The sequence below is a fragment of the Pyxidicoccus sp. M15 genome, from assembly GCF_056858435.1.
Genome location: NZ_CM166495.1, coordinates 1,534,472 through 1,556,599 on the forward strand (window position 1 = coordinate 1,534,472; position 22,128 = coordinate 1,556,599).

At 73.1% G+C, this 22,128-nt stretch carries 15 protein-coding genes; 8 read left to right on the forward strand and 7 right to left on the reverse strand.

Annotated features, from left to right (window positions below; all coding sequences use genetic code 11):
* Positions 1 to 72: 72 nt before the first annotated feature.
* On the reverse strand, positions 73 to 1,482 hold the full coding sequence (locus ACX9TP_RS06180; RefSeq protein ID WP_482978788.1) for a serine/threonine-protein kinase: 1,410 nt from the start codon (positions 1,480 to 1,482) through the stop codon (positions 73 to 75).
* Between the two features lie 285 nt (positions 1,483 to 1,767).
* Here ACX9TP_RS06180 and ACX9TP_RS06185 point away from each other — a divergent pair, with 285 nt between their 5' ends.
* Together ACX9TP_RS06185 and ACX9TP_RS06190 are read left to right on the forward strand one after the other, a co-directional pair.
* Positions 1,768 to 4,029, forward strand: a complete 2,262-nt coding sequence (locus ACX9TP_RS06185) for a serine histidine kinase EspA (protein WP_482978789.1) — start codon at positions 1,768 to 1,770, stop codon at positions 4,027 to 4,029.
* The gene (locus ACX9TP_RS06190) at positions 4,026 to 5,828 is read left to right on the forward strand and encodes an OPT family oligopeptide transporter (RefSeq protein ID WP_482978790.1); all 1,803 of its coding nucleotides are present in this window, start codon (positions 4,026 to 4,028) and stop codon (positions 5,826 to 5,828) included. The genes ACX9TP_RS06185 and ACX9TP_RS06190 overlap by 4 nt, the downstream gene beginning before the upstream one ends.
* Here ACX9TP_RS06190 and ACX9TP_RS06195 read toward each other — a convergent pair.
* On the reverse strand, positions 5,812 to 9,834 hold the full coding sequence (locus ACX9TP_RS06195) for a serine/threonine-protein kinase (protein WP_482978791.1): 4,023 nt from the start codon (positions 9,832 to 9,834) through the stop codon (positions 5,812 to 5,814). The two genes, ACX9TP_RS06190 and ACX9TP_RS06195, sit on opposite strands and share 17 nt — an antisense overlap.
* Before the next feature lie 156 nt (positions 9,835 to 9,990).
* Entirely contained in the window at positions 9,991 to 11,511 is a 1,521-nt protein-coding gene (locus ACX9TP_RS06200; RefSeq protein ID WP_482978792.1) for a Do family serine endopeptidase, read from the reverse strand.
* Between the two features lie 387 nt (positions 11,512 to 11,898).
* Between ACX9TP_RS06200 and ACX9TP_RS06205 the strand changes: the two genes are divergently transcribed.
* Positions 11,899 to 12,369, forward strand: coding sequence for a response regulator (locus tag ACX9TP_RS06205; protein WP_482982369.1), 471 nt, complete (start codon positions 11,899 to 11,901; stop codon positions 12,367 to 12,369).
* A gap of 45 nt (positions 12,370 to 12,414) precedes the next feature.
* Complete coding sequence (locus tag ACX9TP_RS06210; RefSeq protein WP_482978793.1) at positions 12,415 to 13,227, forward strand: glutaminyl-peptide cyclotransferase; 813 nt, start codon at positions 12,415 to 12,417, stop codon at positions 13,225 to 13,227.
* 10 nt (positions 13,228 to 13,237) lie between these two features.
* Here ACX9TP_RS06210 and ACX9TP_RS06215 read toward each other — a convergent pair whose 3' ends face one another.
* Together ACX9TP_RS06215 and ACX9TP_RS06220 are read right to left on the reverse strand one after the other, a co-directional pair.
* Complete coding sequence (locus ACX9TP_RS06215) at positions 13,238 to 14,605, reverse strand: sigma-54-dependent transcriptional regulator (RefSeq protein ID WP_482978794.1); 1,368 nt, start codon at positions 14,603 to 14,605, stop codon at positions 13,238 to 13,240.
* Positions 14,605 to 16,068: a sensor histidine kinase gene (locus ACX9TP_RS06220; RefSeq protein ID WP_482978795.1), complete on the reverse strand. Its 1,464-nt coding sequence runs from the start codon at positions 16,066 to 16,068 to the stop codon at positions 14,605 to 14,607. The genes ACX9TP_RS06215 and ACX9TP_RS06220 overlap by 1 nt, the downstream gene beginning before the upstream one ends.
* Positions 16,069 to 16,751: 683 nt before the next feature.
* Between ACX9TP_RS06220 and ACX9TP_RS06225 the strand changes: the two genes are divergently transcribed.
* Both ACX9TP_RS06225 and ACX9TP_RS06230 read left to right on the forward strand, forming a co-directional pair.
* Positions 16,752 to 17,966 carry a hypothetical protein gene (locus tag ACX9TP_RS06225; protein ID WP_482978796.1) on the forward strand — a complete coding sequence of 405 codons (1,215 nt, stop codon included), beginning with the start codon at positions 16,752 to 16,754 and terminating at the stop codon, positions 17,964 to 17,966.
* Between the two features lie 14 nt (positions 17,967 to 17,980).
* A complete protein-coding gene (locus tag ACX9TP_RS06230) occupies positions 17,981 to 19,132 on the forward strand; it encodes a tetratricopeptide repeat protein (RefSeq protein WP_482978797.1) in 1,152 nt (383 codons plus the stop codon).
* 125 nt (positions 19,133 to 19,257) lie between these two features.
* Here the strand turns inward: ACX9TP_RS06230 and ACX9TP_RS06235 are convergent, their stop codons facing one another.
* Both ACX9TP_RS06235 and ACX9TP_RS06240 read right to left on the reverse strand, forming a co-directional pair.
* Positions 19,258 to 19,809 carry a metal-dependent hydrolase gene (locus ACX9TP_RS06235; protein ID WP_482978798.1) on the reverse strand — a complete coding sequence of 184 codons (552 nt, stop codon included), beginning with the start codon at positions 19,807 to 19,809 and terminating at the stop codon, positions 19,258 to 19,260.
* 56 nt (positions 19,810 to 19,865) lie between these two features.
* Positions 19,866 to 20,090, reverse strand: coding sequence for a hypothetical protein (locus ACX9TP_RS06240; RefSeq protein WP_482978799.1), 225 nt, complete (start codon positions 20,088 to 20,090; stop codon positions 19,866 to 19,868).
* 219 nt (positions 20,091 to 20,309) lie between these two features.
* On the opposite strand from ACX9TP_RS06240, the gene ACX9TP_RS06245 reads away from it, so the two are divergent.
* On the forward strand, positions 20,310 to 20,759 hold the full coding sequence (locus ACX9TP_RS06245) for a MarR family winged helix-turn-helix transcriptional regulator (protein WP_482982370.1): 450 nt from the start codon (positions 20,310 to 20,312) through the stop codon (positions 20,757 to 20,759).
* 107 nt (positions 20,760 to 20,866) lie between these two features.
* Entirely contained in the window at positions 20,867 to 22,126 is a 1,260-nt protein-coding gene (locus ACX9TP_RS06250) for an HlyD family secretion protein (RefSeq protein ID WP_482978800.1), read from the forward strand.
* The last annotated feature ends 2 nt before the right edge of the window (positions 22,127 to 22,128 follow it).

Sequence of the window (22,128 nt, forward strand, 5' to 3'; positions counted from 1 at the left end):
ACACAGACACCCGGTGTGTGTGGTGCAAAACGGGTTGTCTTGGACTCAGAGAGTTGCCCGTGTTCCGGTTTGTTACTCAGGCTCCGGAAATTCGAGGGCGAGTGAGGCCGCGGGCGTGAGGGCGAAGCCGTCCGCGGCGCGCAGCCGCCAGGCGCCCACGTCGGTGACGGGGCCGCCGACGACTTCGGACTCGCCGGAGTCGCCGCGCGTCTCGGCCTGGCCCAGGTGCATGCACAGGTGGACGTGGGCGCTCACGGGGTCGGCGAGCTTCTGCGCGGCCTGCTGGAGGATGCGCAGGGAGTTCTCCGCCTCGCGCAGGTACGCGGTGCGCTCGGGGCTGGGCGCGCCATTCTCCAGGGGGTGGACGGCGAGCAGCGTGGTGCCGGACTGGAGCGCGAAGAGGAAGCCTCCGCCGCGCAGGCCCTGCTCCAGCCCGTCCAGCACGTCCGCCAGCACCGCGTACACGGCGTCGTCGTCCTGGGCGGACGAGGCGAGCACCACCTCGCAGTGGACGGCGAGCGCCAGGCGCGTGCGGCGGGCGGGCTGCACGGGCTCTTCCGCGGCCTCGCTGAGGGCGGCGAGGAAGACGCCCACGCTGCTGTAGCGCCGGCCACCGTCCTTCTCCAGGCAGCGCAGCACCACCGCGTCCACGGCGGGAGACACGGGCGCAATCGCGCTGGGCCGGGGCGCGGGCGCCTCCAGGTGCAGCCGCTCCAATTCCATGCGGTCCTCGCACTGGAAGGGGTAGCGGCCGGTGAGCAGCTGGTGCAGCAGCACCCCCAGCGCGTAGATGTCCGTGTGCGGGCCAATGGGGCCGCCGCGGAACTGCTCGGGCGCCATGGCGTGCGCGGTGCCCAGCCGCTGGCCGGCGATGGTGAGCCCCTCCTGGGACGGCTCCGCGTGCAGCAGCTTGGCGATGCCGAAGTCGAGCAGCTTCACCCGGGGGCGCTCGCCCTCCTCCATGACGAGGACGTTGCTGGCCTTCAAGTCCCGGTGGACGACGCCGGCCTTGTGCGCGGCATCCAGCGCCGCGCAGACGGGCTCCAGGTACGCCAGCGCGCGGGACGCGGACAGCCTGCCTCGCTCCTGGACGACCTGGCTTAGCGTGCGCCCCGTCAGGAGCTCCATGACGTAGTAGGGGCTGCCGTCCGGCATCAGGCCGAAGTCGTAGACGTCCACGATGTTGGGGTGGTGGATTTGGTTCACCACCCGCGCCTCGCGCACGAAGCGCTTGAGCATCTCGCCCTGATCCGCCAGGTGCGGGTGCAGCACCTTCACCGCGGCCCGGCGCCCGAGGATTCGGTGCTCGGCCTCGTAGACGCTGCCGTGTCCGCCAGAGGCCAGGAGCGCCTTGAGGACGTACTCACCGGCCAGCGTTCCCGGGCCGCGCTCGCCCTTGGTCGTCTCTCCACGCTCCCGCTCGAAGGCGCCGAGGTCCGACCGGGCCTGGATGCGGAAGGTGCTCTCGGAATCCGCCGCCATGGGTGGACGACTCTACCACCATTCCTCCAGGTATCCGCTGCACGGCCCGGGCCCCGGAGGCTCGTCCGGCTGCATCAATACCGTCCGTGCGTTCACCACCCGTCACCCGGGTGCCCTTCGGGCAGGCCGGGTGTCGGCTGGCATATGCTCGGGCTTCCCACCACACCCGGGGGGATTGGACGGCAAGTGCCCGGGGCTGCTGGATTTCGGGACGTGGCGACACGCGCGGCGGCAGGGGACGGGTGGGCTGTTCGGGGCCGCGGGTGGGCGCCGGGGGGAGTGGACATGACGACGCTGGACGACCTCACGACGTGCGCGGGCCTTGCCTTGGCTCCGCCGTCTTCCACCGGTGCCTGCCTCATCCTCATCAGCACGACGACACCGGCCGCCATCGGCAAGGCGTATCGGCTGGAGCCGGGTGAGCACACCATTGGCCGCGGCTCCGAGGCCACGGTGCGCATCGACGACCACGGGGTGTCGCGCAAGCACGCGCGCATCGTCCGCACCGACGACGGCGGCTGCCACGTCACGGACCTCGAGTCCACCAACGGCACGCTGCTCAACGGCGTGCCCGTCACCACCGCCGAGCTCCAGGAAGGCGACCGGCTCCAGATTGGCACCGTCACGGTGTTCCGCTTCTCCAAGCGCGAGGTGCTGGAGCAGCGCGAGGAGCAACTGCGCCAGGCGCTGTCCGCCGCGCGCGTGGGCATCTGGGACTGGAATGCGCAGAGCGGCCGGGTGACGTGGAGCGAGCAGGTGGACCGGCTCTTGGGGCTCGCGGTGGGCAAGCTGTCCGGCCGGGCCATGGACCTGGACGAGGTGGTGCACCCCGGCGATTTGCCCCGCGTGCGCGAGGTGCTGCGCGCCGCGCTGGAGAAGAAGACGCAGGTGGAGGTGGAGTACCGCATCGAGCCGCAGGGCAGCGGCTGGCGGTGGATTTCCTGCAAGGGCGACGTGCTGTGCGACGCGTCCGGCACGCCCGCGCGGGTGACGGGCACGGTGATGGACATCACCGCGCGCAAGCAGGCGGAGCAGGAGCTGCAGCGCCAGTCGCTCATCTTCGAGAGCATCTACGACGGCGTGGTGATTACCGACCTGGGCGGCGGCATCATCGACTGGAACACCAGCGCGGAGCGGATGTTCGGGCGCAACAAGTCCGAGGCGCTGGGACAGACGCTCTTCAGCGTGCTGCACCCGGAGGAGGCCGACCGGACCACCGCGCAGGTGCTCACCGCGCTGGAGAAGCAGGGGCGCTGGAGCGGGGAGCTGGAGTTCCGCCGCGGGGACGGCACCACGTGCTGGTGCGAGTCCGTGGTGGTGCCGCTGCGCGACAGCGAGGGGCGCGCGATTGCGAACATCATGGTCCACCGCGACACCACGGAGCGCAAGCAGCTCCAGGCGCACCTGGTGGTGGCGGACCGGCTGGCGTCGGTGGGCACGCTGGGCGCGGGCGTGGCGCACGAAATCAACAACCCGCTGGCCTACATGCTCGTCAACCTGCACCTCATCCGCGAGGGGTTGGACCGGCTGGAGCACGTGGTGCCCGCGGCCCCTGTCGCGTCGCTCCAGCAGCTGGTGCGCGAGACGACGGAGGGCGCCGAGCGCATCGCCACGATTGTGAGGGACTTGAAGGTCTTCGCGCGCGGCGAGCAGGAGCACCGGCTGATGCCGGTGGACGTGCGCCGGGCGGTGGAGCTGGCGTGCAAGATGGCGGACAACGTCGTGCGCCACCGCGCGCGGCTGGTGACGGAGTTCGAGCCGGTGGCGCCGGTGGAGGCGAGCGAGTCCCGGCTGTGCCAGGTGTTCCTCAACCTGCTGCTCAACGCGGCGCAGGCCATTCCGGAGGACGGCCCGCGCGCCCACGAGCACGAAATCCGCGTCGTCATCCGCGCCGAGGAGCGCGGCCGGGTGGTGGTGGAGGTGCGCGACACCGGCATGGGCATGTCGGCGGAGGTGCTGGGCCGCATCTTCGACCCGTTCTTCACCACCAAGCCGGTGGGCGTGGGCACGGGGCTGGGGCTGTCCATCTGCCACGGCATCATCGAGTCCATGGGCGGCTCCATCCAGGCGGAGAGCGAGCCCGGCCGGGGCAGCACCTTCCGCGTGGTGCTGCGCGCGGCCACGCGCGAGCTGGAGGTGCTGCCGCGCCTGGCCGCCGCGGTGCAGAGCAACGCGCGGGCGCGCATCCTGGTGGTGGACGACGAGCCCAACGTGACGCTGGCGCTGCAGCGCTCGCTGGCGGCGGACCACGAGGTGGCGACGGCCAACAGCGCCCAGGCCGCGCTGCGGCTGGTGAGCGAAGGCAGCCGCTACGACCTCATCCTGTGTGATGTGATGATGCCCGGCATGACGGGCATGGACCTGTACAACGAGCTGGGCCGCTGTGCCCCGGAGCAGGCAGGACGCATGGTGTTCATGACGGGAGGTGCCTTCACCCCGCGCACGGTGTCCTTCCTGCGCGAGGTGCCCAACCTCAAGATTTCCAAGCCGCTGGACCTCACGCAGCTGCGCGAGCTGGTGGGCCGCTCCGCCGAGGCGGCGCGATGAGTCCTCCCGTGGGCCCCTCCGGACTCCCGGCCGCCGAGCCGCCCCCTTCCGAGGCGCGGCCGCTCTTGTCCTCCGTGGCCCCGGCGCCCGAGGTGCCCCGGGAGCTGACGGCGCGCGCGCTGGGCGTGGGGCTGCTCATCGGGAGCCTGCTGGCCGTCACCAACGTGTACATGGGGCTGAAGACGGGCTGGTGGGAGAGCGGCTCCGTCACCGCCGCGGTGCTGGGCTTCAGCGCGCTGGCGACGGTGTCGCGGCGGCGGGGCTCGCCGTACACGCCGCTGGAGAACAACGTCACCCAGACGGCCGCGTCCGCGGTGGGCGCCATGCCGGCGGCGGCGGGCCTGCTGGGCGCGCTGCCCGCGCTGAGCCTGCTGGGCCTGGCCGTGCCCGACTGGGGCGTGGTGGCGTGGAGCGTGGCGCTGGGCGCGCTGGGCGTGCTGGCCGCGCACGTGCTGCGGCGCCGGCTGGTGGTGGAGGAGGCGCTGCCCTTTCCCACCGGCGCCGCCACCGCGGAGCTCATCACCGCCATGCACGCGCCCACCCAGCCGGAGGCCCGCACCGGGCATCGCGGGTGGGTGCTGGCGGCGGTGGCCGGCGTGTCCGTGGCCATCACCGCGCTGCGGGACGCCTTCAAGGTGCTGCCGGGGATGACGGCGATGCCGGGCGCGCTGGGTGGCGTGCCGGCGGCGTCGCTGACGTGGGGCATCGGCTGGAGCCCGATGCTGCTGGCGATTGGAATGATGACGGGCCTGCGCCTGGGCTTGAGCATGCTGGCCGGGGCGGTGGTGGGGTGGGGCGTGCTGGCGCCGTGGCTGGAGGGCTCGGGCGTGCTGAAGGCCGCGGGCTACGAGGGCGGCCTCGACACGTGGCTGACGTGGCCGGGCGTGGGGCTGCTGGTGGGCTCGGCCCTGGCGGCGCTGGGCGTGCAGGCGCGCGACTTCCTCAAGGCCGCGAAGGACGTGGGCTCGCTGGGGCGCGCGGACGCGCTGCCGCGCTGGGCCCTGGGCGTGGGGCTGGCGGCGTGCGCGCTGGCGGTGGGGCTGGGCGCGCTCGTCTTCGGCCTGAGCGTGCCGTACATGCTGCTGGCGCTCGTGCTGGTGCTGCCGCTGTGCGCGGTGTGCGCGCGCGGCGCGGGGCAGACGGACGTGTCACCGGTGTCGCAGATGGGCCAGATTACGCAGGTGGTGTTCGGCGCGCTGCTGCCCGGGGCGGTGGCGCCCAACGTGACGTCCGGCGCGGTGACGTCGGGCGCGGCGGCGCAGACGGGCGTCAGCATGTGGTCCCTCAAGTCGGGGCACCTGCTGGGGGCCTCGCCGCGCCGGCAGCTCGTGGCGCAGCTGGTGGGCGTGCTCGCGGGCTCGCTGGTGGCGGTGCCGGCCTACCTGTTCCTGGCGAAGGCGTATGGCCTGGGCTCGCAGGCGCTGCCGGCGCCCTTCGCCACCCAGTTCCGCGCGGTGGCGGAGCTGGCGGTGCGCGGGCTGGACGGGCTGCCCCCGCACGCGGGGCTGGCCGCGGGCGTGGCAGCGGTGGTGGGCGCGGCGCTGACGCTGGCGGCGAAGAGCCGGGCGGCGAAGTGGCTGCCGCTGCCGCTGGCCATGGGCATCGGCTTCATCCTCCCGGCCTTCTACGCGGTGTCCATCTGCCTGGGCGCGGTGGGCATGGCGCTGGCGCGCAGGCGCTGGCCGGACGCGACGGACCGCAACGTGGCCCCGCTGGGCGCGGGCGCGATTGCCGGCGAGTCGATTACCGGGGTGCTCATCGCCGCGCTGATGGCGTTGGGCCTCATGCAGCAGGGGTGAGGTCCCTCACGCGCTCCAGCGAGCGGCGGATGCGGCCCTCCATGAGGTTGGGCACGTGGAGGGCGCGCTCCAGCGCCTCCTGAAGCACGCGGGCGGCCTCGTCGAAGTCGTTCCGGCGCAGCGCCGCCAGCCCCATCATCTCCAGCACCTCCAGGGGCTCCTGCTCCACGGACACCTGGGCGGAGCGCTCGCGCAGCGCGCGCCAGGCCTCCGCCGTGGCGTCGCGCGTGGCCAGCTCCACCATGGCGAAGAGCACCTCCTCCGAGGGGCTCAGGTCCACGCCGTGCCGGCCGTCCGCCAGCACCTGCCGCACCTGGGCCAACAGCTCCCGCCCGCGCGCGTGCCGGCCCGTCCACGCCATGGCCCGCGCCTGCAGCAGGAGCGCCCACGGGCGCGGCGCCACCTCCGGGTGCCGACGCTCCAGCGCAATGGCCCGGGCGATGTGCGGCGTGGCCGCCTCCACGTCGCCAGCCTGGTAGTGCAGCTCGCCCAGGTTGTGCTCGGCGAAGTACTCCCAGCCCACCATGCCCAGCTCGCGGCCCAGGTGCATGAAGCGCTCCTGGTCCTTCAGCGCGCTGGCCAAATCCTTGCGCGCCACCCAGAGGTTGCGGCGGTTGTTGATGGCGCTGCCCAGGTGGAAGCGGTCTCCGCGCTCGGTGCACGCGTCGATGACCTCCGTCAGCACCCGGTCCGTCTCGTCGATGTCGCCCAGGTTGGGGAGGATGACGGCGAGCAGCAGCTGCGCCACCACCTGCGTCTCGTAGCCCGCGTCCCCCAGGCGGCGCGCGCGCTCGGCGGCGGCCTCCAGGGGCATGCGCGCCTCCTGCCACTCGCCCTTGCGGAACTGGGCGCGGCCCAGCGCCAAGAGCAGCCGGGCCTGCACGTAGGGGGACTCCACGCGCGACGCCAGGGCCTGGGCGTCCAGCGCGCGGGCCTCGCTGCGCGCGTAGTCGTTCGTCCAGTCCAGCGCCATGGCCTCGTCCAGCAGCAGCTCCACCTCCGTGCGCGTGTCGTCCAGGCGGCGGGCCTTCTCGCGCGCGGTGGCGAAGTCCGCCAGCGAGTCGTCATACCGGCCGATGCGGATGCGCATGAGGCCCCGGCCCCGCAGCGCGGTGAGGCAGCGCAGCTCGTCCGTCGGCTCCAGCAACTCCAGCGCGCGCGTGTACATGGCCTCCGCGTCGAGGAAGGCGTGGCGGCCGCGCGCGGACTCGGCCAGGTCAATGGAGAGCGCGGCGGCCTCGTCCCGCAGGCCGGCGGCGGCGGCGTGCAGCGCCAGGCGGGGCAGGCGCTGGCGCTCGCTGGCCCCCGCGCTGCCCAGGTAGTAGCGGTAGGCGGCGTGGTGGATGCGCAGCCGCTCGGCGGCGGGCAGGGTGGCCGCCACCGCCTCGCGCAGCAATTCGTTGCGGAAGCTCAGCCCTTCCTGTCGGTGGGCCACCAGCAGGCCGGAGTCCAGCAGCCGCTTCGTGGCGTGGCCCGCGTCCAGCGGGAAGCCGCCCGCCGCGCCGTCGCGCTCCAGCTCGCGCACCACGCCCTCCGCGGTGGCGGCGGTGAAGTCCGTGCCCAGCAGCGCGCACAGCCGCGCGTGCGCGGCGAGCGACGGAGGCAGCGCGCCCAACTCCCGGTCCGCCAGCCACTCCACGAGGCGCAGCTCCGGCACCTTCTCCAGCCCGTCGGTGACGAGGTACCAGCTGCCGCCCGGCGCGCGCTGGCGCACCAGCCCCTGGCGCTTGAGGCCGCGGACCAGCTCCACCACGTACAGGGGCACGTGCTGGGCACGCTCGACGATGCGCTCCACCGCCTGCGCGGGCACGTTCTCCACCGGCTTGAGCAGCATGCGGCACAGCTGCTGGGCCTGGTCGGCGCGCAGCGCGGCCAGTGACAACGTGGCCTGCCGGGCGGCGCGCGTGCCCCACGTGGGGCGGCTCTTCTCGAAGCCCGGGCGCGCCAGCACGCACACCCACAGGGGGACGCTGGCCTCCGCGAGGCAGGCGTACTCCAGCGCGTCCAGCGCCGTCTCCTCGGCGAAGTGCGCGTCGTCGACGATGAGGCACAGCGGGCGCTCGCGGGCGTTGGCCGCCAGCAATTCGCCCGCGGCGCGCATGGCCAGCGAGCGCAGCGCGCCGGGCGCCGCGGCCCAGCTCTGCAGCTCCGGCCCGCCCGGCGCGTACCAGCCCAGCGTGGCGGCCACGCCGGGCCACAGCTCCGTGCCCAGCGTGGGGCCCAGCCGCTGCTGAATCGCCGCGTAGCCCTGCTCCTCCGAGTCCGTGTCGTCGTGCTCGAAGGCGCTCAGCGCGCAGCGCAGCAGCGTGCGCAGCGTGCCGTCCGGGTCGCCCTGCACCGGCTCGCGCGAGCGCGTGGAGTACACCCGCGTGTGCGGCAGGAGCGCCTGGAGCCTGCGGGCCAGCGTGGCCGCGAGGTGGCTCTTGCCGTGGCCCCGGTCGCTCAGCACGGTGACGACGGTGGGCGCGGCCTCGCCCACCGCCGAGCGCGCGCTCTCCAGGAGCGAGGTCAGCTCCGCCTCGCGGCCCACCAGCACCTCGCTGCCGAGCTGGAGGACGGTGATGTCCGGACGCGGCGCGGCCCCCGGGGGCGCGGGGCGCAGCAGGCCGCGCAGGCCCGGAACCTCCATGCAGGGCACCTCCGGCACGGCCTCCGCGGCGGCCGGCGTCAGCAAGAGCCCGTGCGCGTCCGGCCCTACGGGGTAGTGGTCCTCGCGCGAGAAGATGGCGCCCAGGTAGCGCGGCGCGCCGGTGGGGCGGCGCTGCACGGTGACGGCGGACACGTCCACCAGCGCGCCGGGAGCCAGCCCTCGCTCGGCCAGTCCTTCCGCGGCACGCATGGCCCGGCGCACCGGATTCTCTCCCACGTCCGGGTCGAACACGGCGGCGATGCGCGGCCCGTCCGTGAAGGCCATGTGGCCGCCGTAGGAGCCCAGCGCCTTCTGCAGGGACACGGGGTTGGCGCGCGAGGTGAGGAAGAGGACGGCGACGGAGCGGCGCACCTGGGCGGGGCGCGGCTCTCCGGGCGACACCGGCCGCTGCGAGGACGCCTCCGAGGGACGGTGCACGTGCTCGAAGGCCCCGCGCAGCAGGGTGGCCAGCGCGGCGGCGTCCTCCGGGCGGCGCGCGCGCTCCTTGGCGAGACAGCGCAGCACCACCTCCTCGAGGGCGGGCGGCACCGGCGCGAAGTCCGACGGCGGAGGCGGCCGCAGGGACAGGTGGGCCTGGAGCACGTCCGGCGTGGCGCCGAAGAAGGGCGGCCGGCCGGTGAGCATCTCGTAGAGGAGCACGCCCAGCGCGTACACGTCCGTGCGCGCGTCCACGTCCAGGTTGCCCGCGCACTGCTCGGGCGCCATGTACTCCGCGGTGCCGGCGAAGCCCGACGTGTCGCTGGGCGTGGCCCCCACCGGCAGGATGATTCCCTCCGTGGCGGTGCCGCGCACCAGCCCGAAGTCGAAGACGCGCATGCGGCCGGCCACCTCGTCCAGGAAGAGGTGCTCCGGCTTCAAGTCACAGTGGGCCAGCCCGCGCGCATGCACGGCGGCCACCGTGTCCACCGCGGCCAGGGCGCGCAGGGCCAGCTCCTCCGCGGGCAGCGGCCCGGAGGTGCGGGCGAGGCGCTCGGCCAGCGTGGGCAGCGACACGTACTCCATGGCGAGGAAGCGCGCGCCGCCCGGCAGCGTGCCGAACTCGTAGAGGGCGGGCACGGTGGGTGGGCCCAGCACCTTGAGCGCCTCGGCCTCGCGGACGAGCTGCGCGCGGCCCAGCACGTTGCCGCTGCGCGCCACCTTGATGGCCACCCGCTTGCCATCCGACGCGCGCCACGCGCCCAGCAGCACGCCGAAGCCCCCGTGTGCCACCACCCGCTCCACCTCGTAGCCCGGGACGGCGGGCAGCGAGGTGGGCACGGCGGACGGTGCGGGGCCTCCCCCGGGAGGGGGCGGGCTCGGCGGGCACGGCGCGTGGGAGTCTTCCCAACGCCGCCCACATGTCTGGCAGCGCGGCACGGGGCGACACTCTACGTCAGGTCCACCGCCAATTCAGAATCGGACGGCCGGCCGCGGGGCGACCCGGTGGGTCGTCCGCCACCGCGCCGCCCCGGGCTTGGACAACCTTCCCGGGTGTGCGGGGTTTGTCCAAGCAAAGCCTGAACGCGGAGGCTTTCAGCGCTCCGGCACTTCCACCGCGCGCAGCAGGGCGGTGTCGGAGTTGGGGGCGCGCACGCGCAGGAGCACCGGCGCGCCGGGCTTCGCGGAGGCGAAGGCCTGCACGGCCTCGGACGCGCTGGAGACCTTCTCGTCGCCCACCTGCACGAGCACCATGCCGGGCACCAGGCCGCCCTTGTCCGCCGGGCTGCCGGGCTCCACCGCCATCACCTGCGGGCCGTCCTCCGTGTCCCGCAGCTGCACGCCGATGCGCTGGCGCTGGGCCGCGGTGCCGTTGCGCGGCGCCACCTCCTCCTCGCCCTCCATGGCCGGGCGCGTGCCCAGCGTGACTTCCAGCGTCTGCGGCTTGCCGTCACGCAAGAGCTCCACCTTCACCTTGCTGTCGGGCTTGAGCTGGGCCACCGCGCGCGTGAGGGCGCCCGCCGTGTCCACCGGCTTGCCCTCCACGGAGGTGATGACGTCCTCCTCGCGCAGGCCGCCGCGGGCGCCCGGCCCGCCGCGGCTGACGCCGGCCACCACCGCGCCCTTCGTCGCCTGCACGCCCAGCGCCTTGGCGATGTCCGGCGTGAGGTCCTGCACGGACAGGCCCAGCCAGCCGCGCCGCACCGCGCCCGTGTCCTGCAGCTGCGACAGGAGGTTGCGGATGAGGTTGCTGGGCACCGCGAAGCCGATGCCCGTGGCGCCGCCGATGATGGCCGTGTTCATGCCCACCACCTCGCCCTTCATGTTGAAGAGCGGCCCGCCGGAGTTGCCGGGGTTGATGGCGGCGTCCGTCTGGAGGAAGTCGTCATAGGGCCCCGCGTGGATGTCGCGCGCCCGGGCGGAGAGGATGCCGGCGCTCACGCTGGAGGCGAGGCCGAACGGGTTGCCGATGGCCATCACCGCGTCACCCACGCGCAGCGCGTCCGAGTCGCCCAGCGGCACGGCGGGCAGGTTGCCCGGCGCGCCCTTGAGCTTGATGAGCGCCACGTCGGTGAGCGGGTCCCTCCCGAGCACCTCGGCATCGAAGGCGCGACCGTCGTCCAGCTTCACGCGCACCACGTCCGCGTCCGCCACCACGTGGTTGTTGGTGAGGACGGTGCCATTCGAGTCGATGATGAAGCCGGAGCCCGCGCCCTGGCGCTGCGGCGTCTGGCCCTGGAAGCCCATGCCGGGCGGCAGGCCGAAGCGCTCCGCCATGCCCGGCGGCAGGCCCTGCATGCCGGACACGCGGCGCGGCCGCGCCGTCACCTCCACGTTGACCACCGCGCCCTTCACCGCGTCCACCAGCGGCGCCAGCGAGGTGAGCGTGCCCGGTGCGCCGGACGCCGCGGGGCTGTAGAGCGCCTGCTGCACGGGCACGTTGGGCGAGGCGACAGGCGTGGCGGCCACGTTCGTGGGCGCGGGCGCGGAGACGGCGGCCGCAGGAGCCGCGGCGGCCGCGGTGCCCTGGGACTGGCCGCAGGCACCGGCGAAGGTCGCGGCGGGAAGCAGGGCCAGGGCACCGAGGAAGCGGCGGGTCGGGAGCGAGCAGGGCATCGTTCGTTCTCCATGTGGGCCGGAGGGAGTCCGGCCGCAAAAAGGGGTGGAAATCCCGGTCCGGGCGCGGGGTGGACGCGATGGCCGCGCGCGAGGCGTCCCCCGACTCCTCGCGGCGGCCACTGGTGCATGGGGACCCTGTGCGAAGCCCCACGCCCGAACCGATGCCGCGAGTCATTGCAGGCCCCGGGCCAATCCCAGACAGGGCGTGTCTCCCTCTGGAAGCGCCGGTGCGAGGGCCCCATGGGGCGGAGTGGGGCGGGGCAAAGTGCCCCGCCCGGGGCATTTCTCCGCGGGAAACGCGCCCCGTTCCGAGGAAGCGGGCATGGCACGGCGAATGCTCTGCCTGGCGGGCCCACCCGAATTCCCAAGGAGCCGATATTGATGATGGGGCCGGAAGAGAACGTGAATGAGCAGGTGTCGTCGCGGCAGCGGCCCGCCTCGACCCGGGCGTGGGTGGACAGGCGCGGGGCGCCGCGCATCCTGGTGGCGGAGGACCAGGCGGAGATGCGCGTGCTGCTGCGGCGGGCGCTGATGCGCCGGGGCTATGAGGTGGTGGACGCGCCCGACGGGCCGCACCTGGTGCAGGCGATTGTCGATGGACTGCTGGCGCCCCAGACGCAGGTGCCGGACCTCATCGTCACCGACGTGCGCATGCCCGGTTATTCGGGTCTGGAGGTGCTCGCCCGGTTGCGGCGCGAGGGGTGGACCACGCCGGTCATCCTCATCACCGCCTTTGGCGACGCGCAGCTCCATGCGGAGGCGAAGCAGCTGGGCGCGGCGTGTGTGCTCAACAAGCCCTTCGCCATGGAGGACCTCTGTGCGGCGGTGGAAACGCTCGTTCCTCCGCAGCGCTGAGGCGCTGGCCAACGCGGCCCGTGCCGCGCGATAAGCTCGCGCATCATGAAGCCCTCCCTGCGGAAGTCGTCCTGGTTGTTGCCGCTGTGCGCGCTGAGTGCGACGTGCACGCCCGCCCACCGGCCCGTGTCGGAGGGCACGCAGCCGACGGTGCCGCAGCGGCGGGTGGCGCGCATCGTCCGTGAGTACCCGCACTCCACGGACGCCTTCACGCAGGGGCTCGTGTTCCACCAGGGCCGCCTCTTCGAGAGCACCGGCCACGAGGGCACCCTGCGCCAGCTCTCCTTCGACTCCGCCGAGCCGGTGTGGATGGAGGAGCTGGGCGACATCTTCACGGAAGGGCTGGCCAGCGACGGCGAGCGCCTCTACCAGCTCACCTGGACGGAGGGGCTGCTCTTCACGTGGAGCGGCAGTCCTCCGCGCCGCGAGCGCACCACGCGCTACGAGGGCGACGGCTGGGGCCTGTGCTACTGGGAGGGGAAGCTGGTGCGCAGCGACGGCAGCTCCACGCTGACCTTCCACGCGCTCGACGACTTCCGCCCGCTGGGCACCGTGGAGGTGACGCTGCAGGGCCAGCCCCTGGACCAGCTCAACGAGCTGGAGTGCGCCAACGGCGTCATCTACGCCAATGTCTGGCACACCTCGGAGGTCATCGAAATCGACCCGCACACCGGCCACGTGGTGGCCATCATCGACGCGTCGGAGCTGACGCGCGCGGTGGCCTCGCAGCTGGACAGCAAGGAGGCGGTGCTCAACGGCATCGCCGTGGAGCCGGGCACCGGCCGCATGTTCATGACGGGCAAGCTGTGGCCCAAGCTCTTCGAGGTCCGCCTGGAGCCCGCGCCGGGCGAGAATTGAGCGGGCTCCGTCAGGGCTTCTTCGCCTCGTCGTCGCGCTCCAGCTTCCGGTAGAGCGTCTTCCTGTCCACGCCGAGCACCCGCGCGGCCAGCGTGCGGCTGCCGCCCACCGTCTCCAGCACGCGGTGGATGTAGCGCCGCTCCAATTCCTCCAGCGTCACCAGCTCCGACGGGTCCGTGTTCTCCGGCACCGCCTTCGGCTGGCTGTAGTTGCGCACGCGCTCGGGCAAATCATCGACGGTGAGCTGCTCGAAGGAGGTGAGCGCCACCGCGCGCTCGATGCAGTTCTGCAGCTCGCGCACGTTGCCCGGCCACCCGTAGACGAGCAGCCGCTGCGCCGCCGCGGGGGACAGACCCACCACGCGCTTGCCGGTGCGCGCGGCGAACTGCTCGATGAAGCGCTGGGACAGGGCCAGCACGTCGTTGCCGCGCGCGCGCAGGGGCGGCAGCTCAATCCCGATGACGTTGAGACGGTAGTAGAGGTCCTCGCGGAAGCGGCCTTCCTCCACCGCCAGCTCGAGGTCCCGGTTGGTGGCCGCGACGATGCGCGCGTCGAAGGGCACCTCGGTGTCCCCGCCCACCGGGCGCACCACGCGCTCCTGGAGCGCGCGCAGCAGCTTGGGCTGGAGCGTGAGGGGCAGCTCGCCCACCTCGTCCAGGAAGAGGGTGCCGCCGTGCGCCTGGACGAAGAGGCCGGTGCGCGCCGCCTTGGCGTCGGTGAAGGCGCCCCTGGCGTGGCCGAACAGCTCGCTCTCCAGCAGCGCCTCCGGCATGGCCGCGCAGTTGAGGGCCACGAAGGGCCCGTCCTTGCGGCGTCCCCGCGTGTGCACGGCGCGCGCGGCCACCTCCTTGCCGGTGCCGCTCTCGCCGGTAATCAGCACCGTGGAGTCCAAATCGGCCACGCGGTCGATGAGCGCGTAGGCCTGCTTCATGGCCAGGCTCTCGCCCACCACGGCGCCGCCGTCGTCGCGCCGGCCCAGCTCCTGCCGCAGCCGGCGCACCTCCTCGCGCAGGGCGCGGTGCTGCACCGCGCGCTCCAGCACCAGCACCAGCGCGTCCACGTCGATGGGCTTGGTGACGAAGTCGTACGCGCCCGCGCGGATGGCGGCCACCGCCGTCTCCAGGCTGCCGAAGGCCGTCACCACCACCACCGGGATGTCCGGGCGGTTGAGGGCGATGCGCTCACACAGCGCCAGCCCGTCCATGCCGGGCATGCGCAAGTCGGTGAGCACCACGTCGAAGTCCTCGGCGGCCAGCTTCGCCAGCGCCTCGTCCGCGGAAGGCAGCGCCAGCGGCGTGAAGCCCCGGCGCGTGAGGCCCTTCTCCAGCATGGCGCGCATCTCGCGCTCGTCCTCGACGACCAGGACGCGGCCCGGCATCAGTGCTCTCCTCGTGGCAGGTAGATGGAGAAGCAGCTACCGCGTCCGGGCTCGCTGCGCACGCCAATCCAGCCCCCATGGTCTCTCACCAGACCGTAGGAGACGGACAGGCCCAGGCCCGTGCCCTCGCCCACGTCCTTGGTGGTGAAGAAGGGCTCGAAGACGTGGGGCAGCACGTCCGCGGGGATGCCGTCGCCCTCGTCCTGCACGTCCAGCCGCACGTAGTCGGCCTCGGCGCCGCCCTCCGCGGCCGGCGGCGTGGCGCGGACCTCCTCGGCGCGCACGTGGACGGTACCCGGGCGCTTCATGGCCTGCAGGGCGTTCATCACCAGGTTGGTGAGCACCTGCTGCACCTGCCCTCCGTCCACCTCCAGCGCCAGTCCCGAGGGCACCTGGGTCTCCAGCGCCACGCTGCGCTTGGACGCCATGGGCCGCAGCAGGCTGAGCGAGCGCTCCACCAGCCCGTGCACGTCCTCCGGCGCGCGATGGGGCGGGCGGCGCCGGGCGAAGTCCAGGAGCTGGCGGATGATGCCCGTCATGTGCTGGGCCTGCTGCGAGATGATTTGCGCGCACTCATTCACCTCCTCGCCCTCGGCCTCGCCGCTGGAAATCATCTTCGCGCGGCCCATGACGACGTTGAGCGGCGTGCCCAGCTCGTGCGCCACGCCGGAGGCCAGCTTGCCCACGGTGGTGAGCCGGTCCGCGTGGCGCAGGTGCTCCACCGCGGACAGCCGCGCGGCCGTTTCCGAGGCGAGGCGCGCGCGCGTCTCCTCCAGTTGCTCGCCCATGCGATTCATGGCGCTGGCCAGCGTCGTCAGCTCGTCGCCGCGCCGCTGCGGGAGCTGCACGCGGGCGGTGAGGTCGCCCTGGCCGATGCGGTGCGCGAGCTTCACCAGCCGGTCCACCGGCTCACCCACGAGGCGCCGGCCCATGGCCATGGCGGCCACGAAGAAGGCGGCCGTAATCGCGGCGGTGGCGGCGATGGTGCCCACGACGACGGTGCGCACGTGCATCCGCTGGTCGCCCAGCGACTCGGTGATTTCGATGGCGCCCAGCCGCTGCCCGTTGATGATGACCGGCGTGTACGAGTGCAGCAGGCCCGGCTCCGGGCTCGGGTCCACCATGGAGCCGTCCTGCCCCGCGCGCAGCGTGGCGAGCAGGCGCGGCGGGAAGCCCGCCAGCGGCGGAGTGCCGGGGCCGCCGTCGAGCCACACCCAGCGCAGGTGCACCTGCTCCTGGAAGCGGTTGGACTGGTGGAGGAGGGTGAGGGCTTCCCGCTCACCGGCGAGCTGCCACGCCTTGCCGATGGCGCCGGCGAGCGTGTGGCCGAGCAGGCGGTGGTCGTGCTGCATGTCCAGCGCGGAGCGCTCCAGCTCCCGGCGCACCTGGATGTACTGCAGGCCGGAGATGACGGCGACAGCGAGCAGGACGAGGGCCAGGGTGAACTTGCGAGCGAGTCTCACGGGCGGTCTTCTGGAGAGGCTTCCCCGGTCCGTGGGCGAGGGGGTGGAGCCCACGGACCGGAGGTGGGTACTCACAACGTACCGCGAGTGCTGCAAGGAAAGCGGCGGTTAGTTGCCGCGGCTGGAGCCCTCGGCGGGTGCCGGGGCAGGTTGGCTGTGGGTGGGCAAGAGCATCGGCCGTGCCAGCCTCCAGTGGAGGGAGCCTCCCTCGGGAAGTGGCGGCTGACCGGGGCGGACGGCCCCGTCCGGCTGGGGCACATCGCCCCATCGGGGGCAGGATGCCCCGGCGCGGCGAGGCGCAAGGGCTCCTTCGAGGCGCCGCATCGGTGCGGGGCGGCGCGCATGCCGTCCTACTTCGGTGTGGAGAGGCGCGGGTGCGCATGCGGCCCTGCGTCGGTGCGCGGCGACGCGGTCGCGCACGCAGGGCGCCTGCGGGGCAACTGTCGCTCCGTTCACCGCGTGGGTGACTCGCGGGGAGGGGTGGCGGGGTGGGGCGTGTCGCCCCCGGGGACGGGCGCAGCGTCGGACAGTGCGTCGTCGCGCGCGAGCGCGTCCTGTCACGGACATCCGCGACACGGACGCGCCCGGCGGCGCGTGACGGCTCACGCAAGATGCGCGCGTCGCTACACGGCCGCGCCCGGCGAGAGTCACTCGGACGGCGCGCGGCGGGGGGTGAAGCGCTCGTGAAGACGAATCCACGTTGGTGGCTGGCCGCGGGGCTGACCTGCGTCGTGCTCGCCACGGGCTGCAAGTGCGGCACCGAGGAGGCGAAGGAGGATGCCGGCCCGGCCACGGGCGGCAGCGGTGCGCCGCCTCCTCCCCTGGTCGAGGTCACGAAGGACATTGAAGGCCAGCAGGTGACGCTGGCGCTCACCGAGGTCTTCACCCGGCGCGAGGGCACGACGGCGCGCACGTCCTTCGTCACGCGCGAGGAGACGGTGGCGCGCGCGCGGGTGGAGGGCGGCGAGGCGGGGCTGGCGGACCGCATCCGCTGGACGGTGAAGCCGGTGGGGACGCAGTCGGGGCCCGCAGTGCCCGCGGTGGCGACAGGCGCCGAGCTGGTCTTCCGGGGTACCTCGGCGCTGCCGAAGACGGGCAGCAGGGACCCCAATCCTCCACTGGAGTACGAGGTGGTGGCCACGCTGGTGCTGGAAGGCGGGACGCTGGAGGCGAAGCTGCCGCCCACCACCTTCATCCGCCAGGAGGAGGCGGACATCCTCCGCCAGGAGTACGTGGACTACGGCACGACGTTCCAGCCGACGCTGACGAACGTGAGCGTGCCGGGGCGCACCACGCTCAACCGGGGCAACTACTCCATCATCGTCGAGGAGAAGCCGGGCGAGCTGGAGAAGCTGCTCACCGACCTGGAAGCGGAGGTCAACCGCATCCTCAACGACGACGTGCAGGTGGTGCCGGTGGGGACGCGGGCGGCGAGTCCCTCCTCCACCGTGGTGTCACCCGGGCAGGCCGTGCTGATGCTGGGGGCGCTGGGGGACACCGAGCCGAAGGGAGACGACGTGTGCGTCGGCGCGCGCGTCAACGGCGGCTGCGCGGGCGCCATCCGCGCCGGGCCCAACGGCATCGCCGACACGTCCGCGAACAACCGCGCCAGCCGGGTGAGCCTGGAGCGCATCGTCACCAGCGCGTTCCGCAACCCGCAACGCAACAAGTTCATCGGCTCGGGCACCATCAACAGCCGGCACACGCGCGGGCTGGCGCTCGACCTGGACCCGCGCAGCCTCACCATTCCCGGCAAGGACGCGCGGCAGCTCATGTGCGTGGTGGAGCTAGCGGGCATCCGCGTGGCGGGTGAGGACAACAGCTTCAGCGAGAACGGCCCGGTGACGTTCCTCGACTGCAACGACCCGGCCGCGGACCACGTCCACGTGCAGCGATGAGCAAGGAGCCTTCCATGACCGCGTTCCATGTCCGCTGCGTGTGGCTGCTGGCGTTGCTCACGCCCCTGCCGTCCCAGGCCCAGGCCCAGGCCCTGCCTCCTCCGGAGCGCGCGCAGGCCGCGCCCCCTCCGCCTCAGTCGGCCGCGCTCACGCCCTCCGTGGCGGCCCCTGCGGTGCTGTCGAGCGACGCGAAGGAGGGCATCCGCCTGGCGCAGGAGCACTGCCCGTCGGACGGCTTCGACAGGGCGGGCTGCGAGAAGGCCGTGCAGCTGTTGAAGGAGGCGGAGCGCAGGGACCCGGACAACAACGACGTGCAGCTCGCGCTCGCGCAGGCCTACTGGAACACGTCCTTCCGCGAGTCCCCGCAGGCGCGCTCACGGGGGGAACTGAAGCAGCGCGCGCTCGGCATCTACCAGAAGCTGGTGGACGGGGGCACGAAGGACGCGCGGGCCTACTGGGAGCTGAGCCTGCGGCAGAAGAGCGAGCCGGCGCGGGTGTCGCTGCTCAAGCGCACCGTGGCGCTCAACCCGCGCCACCCGCAGGCGAACAAGGACCTGGCCCAGGCGGAGCTGAACGAGGGCAACGTGGACGCGGCGGTGCGCAGCTACGAGAAGCACCTGGAGGTGAGCCCGTACCGGGACTCGCAGGACGCGATGGACCACCTGAACTTCGCGAAGCGGCTGGAGAAGGTGGGGCGGATGGACGCGGCGACGCGGATGACGGAGAAGGTGTCCAAGCTCATCCAGGGCGAGCGCCGCGCCACGCGCTGCGAAATCTGGCGCTCGGTGGACTCGAAGCTGTACCAGTCGAAGAGCGACGTGATGCAGAAGGTGCGGTCGCTCCTGCCGTACTGCACCAAGACGGAGGACCTGGAGCGCGCGTCGGAGCTGGAGCGCGAGGGCCGGGTGGACGAGGCGATTGACGCCGCGAAGCGCCAGGTGGCGGAGAACCCGCGGCCGGAGGGCTCGTACGTGCTGCTGGAGCGGCTGTACCAGCGCAAGGGTCAGCCGTCCCAGGCGGCGGACGTGGCCGTGAAGCAGCTGGAGCAGGAGCAGGACGTGACGGAGCGGTGCGAGCGCTTCCGCGCCCTGGTGCCCGCCACGGTGCGCGCCATGCCCAAGGAGCGCGTCGAGGCGCTGCGCCGCGAGTGCAAGCAGCCGGAGTGAGGCGCGCGCGCCGTCCGCCGCGCGTGGGCAGCACCTCGCTTGCTCACTGCGCCGTCCGCCGCGCGTGGGCAGCACCTCGCTCGCGCACCGCGCGGTCCGCCGCGCGTGGGCAGCACCTCGCTCGCTCACCGCGCGGGAGGCGTGGGGCCCGGGGAGTCCACCTCTCCGAGGAACCGGCGCCGCAGCGTGCGCGTCACCTCCGCGTCCCAGCGCAGGGAGAACACCTCCACCACGGTGCGCCGGAAGCGCAGCGCGCACGCCAGGCACGCCAGCGTGGTCACGAGGCCGATGAGGCTGTTCTGCCACGAGGCCAGATCCCACTGCCCGTCCCAGAACCACTCGCGCATGCTGTTCGGCCACCAGTAGTGGATGGGCCAGCCGGGCCCGCTGCCCGCGAGGTCGCAGACGATGTGGAGGTGGAAGGCCAGCAGTGACAGGCCCGCCACCCACGCCCGCTGCCGCGCCAGCGCGGCGCACACCGCCATGGTGACGAGCGCGCCCACGTACCCGTGGAAGAGGACGTGGTGATAGCGCCCGTAATACTCCTCGCCCGCGAGCAGCGTGAGCCCGTCCAGGTCCGGAGCCAGCCCGGCGCAGACGACGAGGATGCGGTCCCTGCGCTCACGCAGACCCTGGGCGGCGAGCCACGCAATCTCGCCATGGACGATGGGATTCATGCCCGCGAGCGTACGTCACCGAGCAGCATGCGCGCCCCAGGTCAGCCTCCACCCCGTCAGAGCGGCGCGCGCCGCGGGGTGCCCAGCAACTCCAGCGTGCGCGCCGCCACATCCGCCAGCGTGGACGCGCACGGCAGGCAGCCCCCGCCACAGCACGCGGGCCACTCGCCCTCCGGCTCCCTGAGGAGCGGGTACACGCAGCCCCGGAGCGAGTCCGGCAGTCCGGCCTCCTCACATGCGCGCCGCAGCGCCGCCTGCACCGTGGGGTCCTTCACATCCATCTCACGCCCTTCCTAACGGCCCGCGTCCGGAGCCTCCCGGCAGGAGGGCAGGCGAGGGCTCGTCTCCAGAGGCGCTTTCGAACTTCCGATTGCGAATTTAGTTAGGTCCCTTATTGTAAGGTCACTGTGGCGACGCGAACCCCATCCCTGTTGGCGGTCCCGCCGGCGGCCCGCTACGAGCGGCTGCGCCGGCTGGCGGAGCGCTTCCCCCAGCTCGACATGAGCGCCATCCAGACGTGCATCGCCATGCTGGACCTGGCGCACGAGCTGACGGGGGCCTACGACGCGCACCTGGCGCGGCATGGCCTCTCCATGGGCCGCTTCGTCGTGTTGATCCGCCTCTTCTCCACCGAGGAGGGGGAGGGCGGGCGGGGCCTCACCCCGGCGGAGCTGGCGGAGAGCTCGTGCGTCAGCCGGGCGACCATGACGGGGCTGCTCGACACCCTGGAGAAGGACGACCTCATCTCCCGCCAGGACCACCCCGAGGACCGCCGGATGTACACGGTGAAGCTCACCGCCAAGGCGCGCAAGCTGCTCGAGGGCATGCTGCCGGACCACTACCGCCGCATCTCCGCCCTCATGGACCCCCTGAGCGAGGCCGAGCGGGCCACCCTCCAGGAGCTGATGTCCAAGGTCAGCTCGGGCATCCCCGCCCTGCGGGACCCCTGAAGCCCCTCCCACACCCCTGATTCGTTCCGTCCAGTCCCGGCGGAGGCCTCCGTCGGGCTGGATGGTTAGCCACCAAACCATCTGTCACCGAATCTCCCGAGCCTTCCATGAGCACCCAGACCGCGAATCTCGACAAGGACCTCCCTGGCATCGAAGAACCCAAGGCCCCCGCCAATGTCGGCACGAAGCCGGCCGCCCCGCGCTCGTCGCGGGCGAAGAAGGTGCTGCCGGCGCTCTTGGCCGTGGCGCTGCTGGGCGGCGGCGTCAGCTACGCGCTGACGTACGGCCACGAGTCCACCGACGACGCCCAGGTGGAGGGCCGCATCGCCAACGTGGCGCCGCGCATCTCCGGCCAGGTGGCGAAGGTGCGGGTGGGCGACAACCAGCTGGTGAAGGCCGGCGACGTGCTGGTGGAGCTGGACGACACGGACCTGAACGCGAAGCTGGACGTGGCGCGCGCGGACGTGCTGAGCGCGGAGGCCGGCTTCTCCAGCGCCCAGGCGCAGCTCGCCCTCACCGAGACGAATGCCGGCGCCAACCTGCGCCAGGCGCGCGGCGGCGTGGTGCAGGCCTCCAGCGGCATCAGCTCGTCCAGGGCGGCGCTGGACCAGGCGCGCGCGGACGTGCAGTCCGCCGAGGCCCGCTTCAAGCTGGCCGAGTCGGACCTCCACCGCGTGAAGACGCTCAAGACGGAGGGCGCCGTCACCCAGGCGGACCTGGACGCGCGGCAGGCCGGGTATGACCAGGCGAAGGCCAACCTGGACGTGGCGCGCGCGCGGCTGGTGTCCACGGAGGCCGGCGTGCAGGGCTCGTCCGGCGGCCTGGAGGCGGCGCAGGGCAAGCTGGCCGCGGCGGAGACGGTGGCCGTGCAGGTGCAGGCGGCCCAGGCGGCGGTGAAGCTGGCCGAGGCGAAGCTGAAGCAGGCCCAGGCGGCGCTCAAGCTGGCGGAGCTGGCCGTGTCCTATACCCAGGTGCGCGCGCCGGTGGCGGGCGTGGTGAGCCGCCGCACGGTGGAGGTGGGCCAGGTGGTGGACCCCTCGCGCCCGCTGATGGCGCTGGTGCCCCAGGACGACCTCTGGGTGGTGGCCAACTTCAAGGAGGACCAGGTCGGGGAGATGAAGCCCGGCCAGGAAGTGGAGCTCACGGTGGACGCCTTCGGCGGCCGCGAGTTCAGGGGCCACGTGGACAGCCTGGCCGGCGCCAGCGGCGCGCGCTTCGCGCTGCTGCCCCCGGACAATGCCTCCGGCAACTTCGTGAAGGTGGTGCAGCGCATCCCCGTGCTCATCCGCTTCGACGGTGAGCTGAAGGACGCGGGCCTGCGTCCGGGCATGAGCGCCGAAGTCACCGTGAATACCAAGGGCCGCTAGTC

Bases quoted from the DNA above. Each gene is read 5' to 3' on its own strand.
- ACX9TP_RS06230 (WP_482978797.1), top strand. From the start codon at position 17,981: ATGACCGCGTTCCATGTCCGCTGCGTGTGGCTGCTGGCGTTGCTCACG.
- ACX9TP_RS06200 (WP_482978792.1), bottom strand. From the start codon at position 11,511: ATGCCCTGCTCGCTCCCGACCCGCCGCTTCCTCGGTGCCCTGGCCCTG.
- ACX9TP_RS06250 (WP_482978800.1), top strand. From the start codon at position 20,867: ATGAGCACCCAGACCGCGAATCTCGACAAGGACCTCCCTGGCATCGAA.
- ACX9TP_RS06185 (WP_482978789.1), top strand. From the start codon at position 1,768: ATGACGACGCTGGACGACCTCACGACGTGCGCGGGCCTTGCCTTGGCT.
- ACX9TP_RS06180 (WP_482978788.1), bottom strand. From the start codon at position 1,482: ATGGCGGCGGATTCCGAGAGCACCTTCCGCATCCAGGCCCGGTCGGAC.
- ACX9TP_RS06235 (WP_482978798.1), bottom strand. From the start codon at position 19,809: ATGAATCCCATCGTCCATGGCGAGATTGCGTGGCTCGCCGCCCAGGGT.
- ACX9TP_RS06205 (WP_482982369.1), top strand. From the start codon at position 11,899: ATGGGGCCGGAAGAGAACGTGAATGAGCAGGTGTCGTCGCGGCAGCGG.
- ACX9TP_RS06210 (WP_482978793.1), top strand. From the start codon at position 12,415: ATGAAGCCCTCCCTGCGGAAGTCGTCCTGGTTGTTGCCGCTGTGCGCG.
- ACX9TP_RS06240 (WP_482978799.1), bottom strand. From the start codon at position 20,090: ATGGATGTGAAGGACCCCACGGTGCAGGCGGCGCTGCGGCGCGCATGT.
- ACX9TP_RS06215 (WP_482978794.1), bottom strand. From the start codon at position 14,605: ATGCCGGGCCGCGTCCTGGTCGTCGAGGACGAGCGCGAGATGCGCGCC.
- ACX9TP_RS06190 (WP_482978790.1), top strand. From the start codon at position 4,026: ATGAGTCCTCCCGTGGGCCCCTCCGGACTCCCGGCCGCCGAGCCGCCC.
- ACX9TP_RS06245 (WP_482982370.1), top strand. From the start codon at position 20,310: ATGAGCGCCATCCAGACGTGCATCGCCATGCTGGACCTGGCGCACGAG.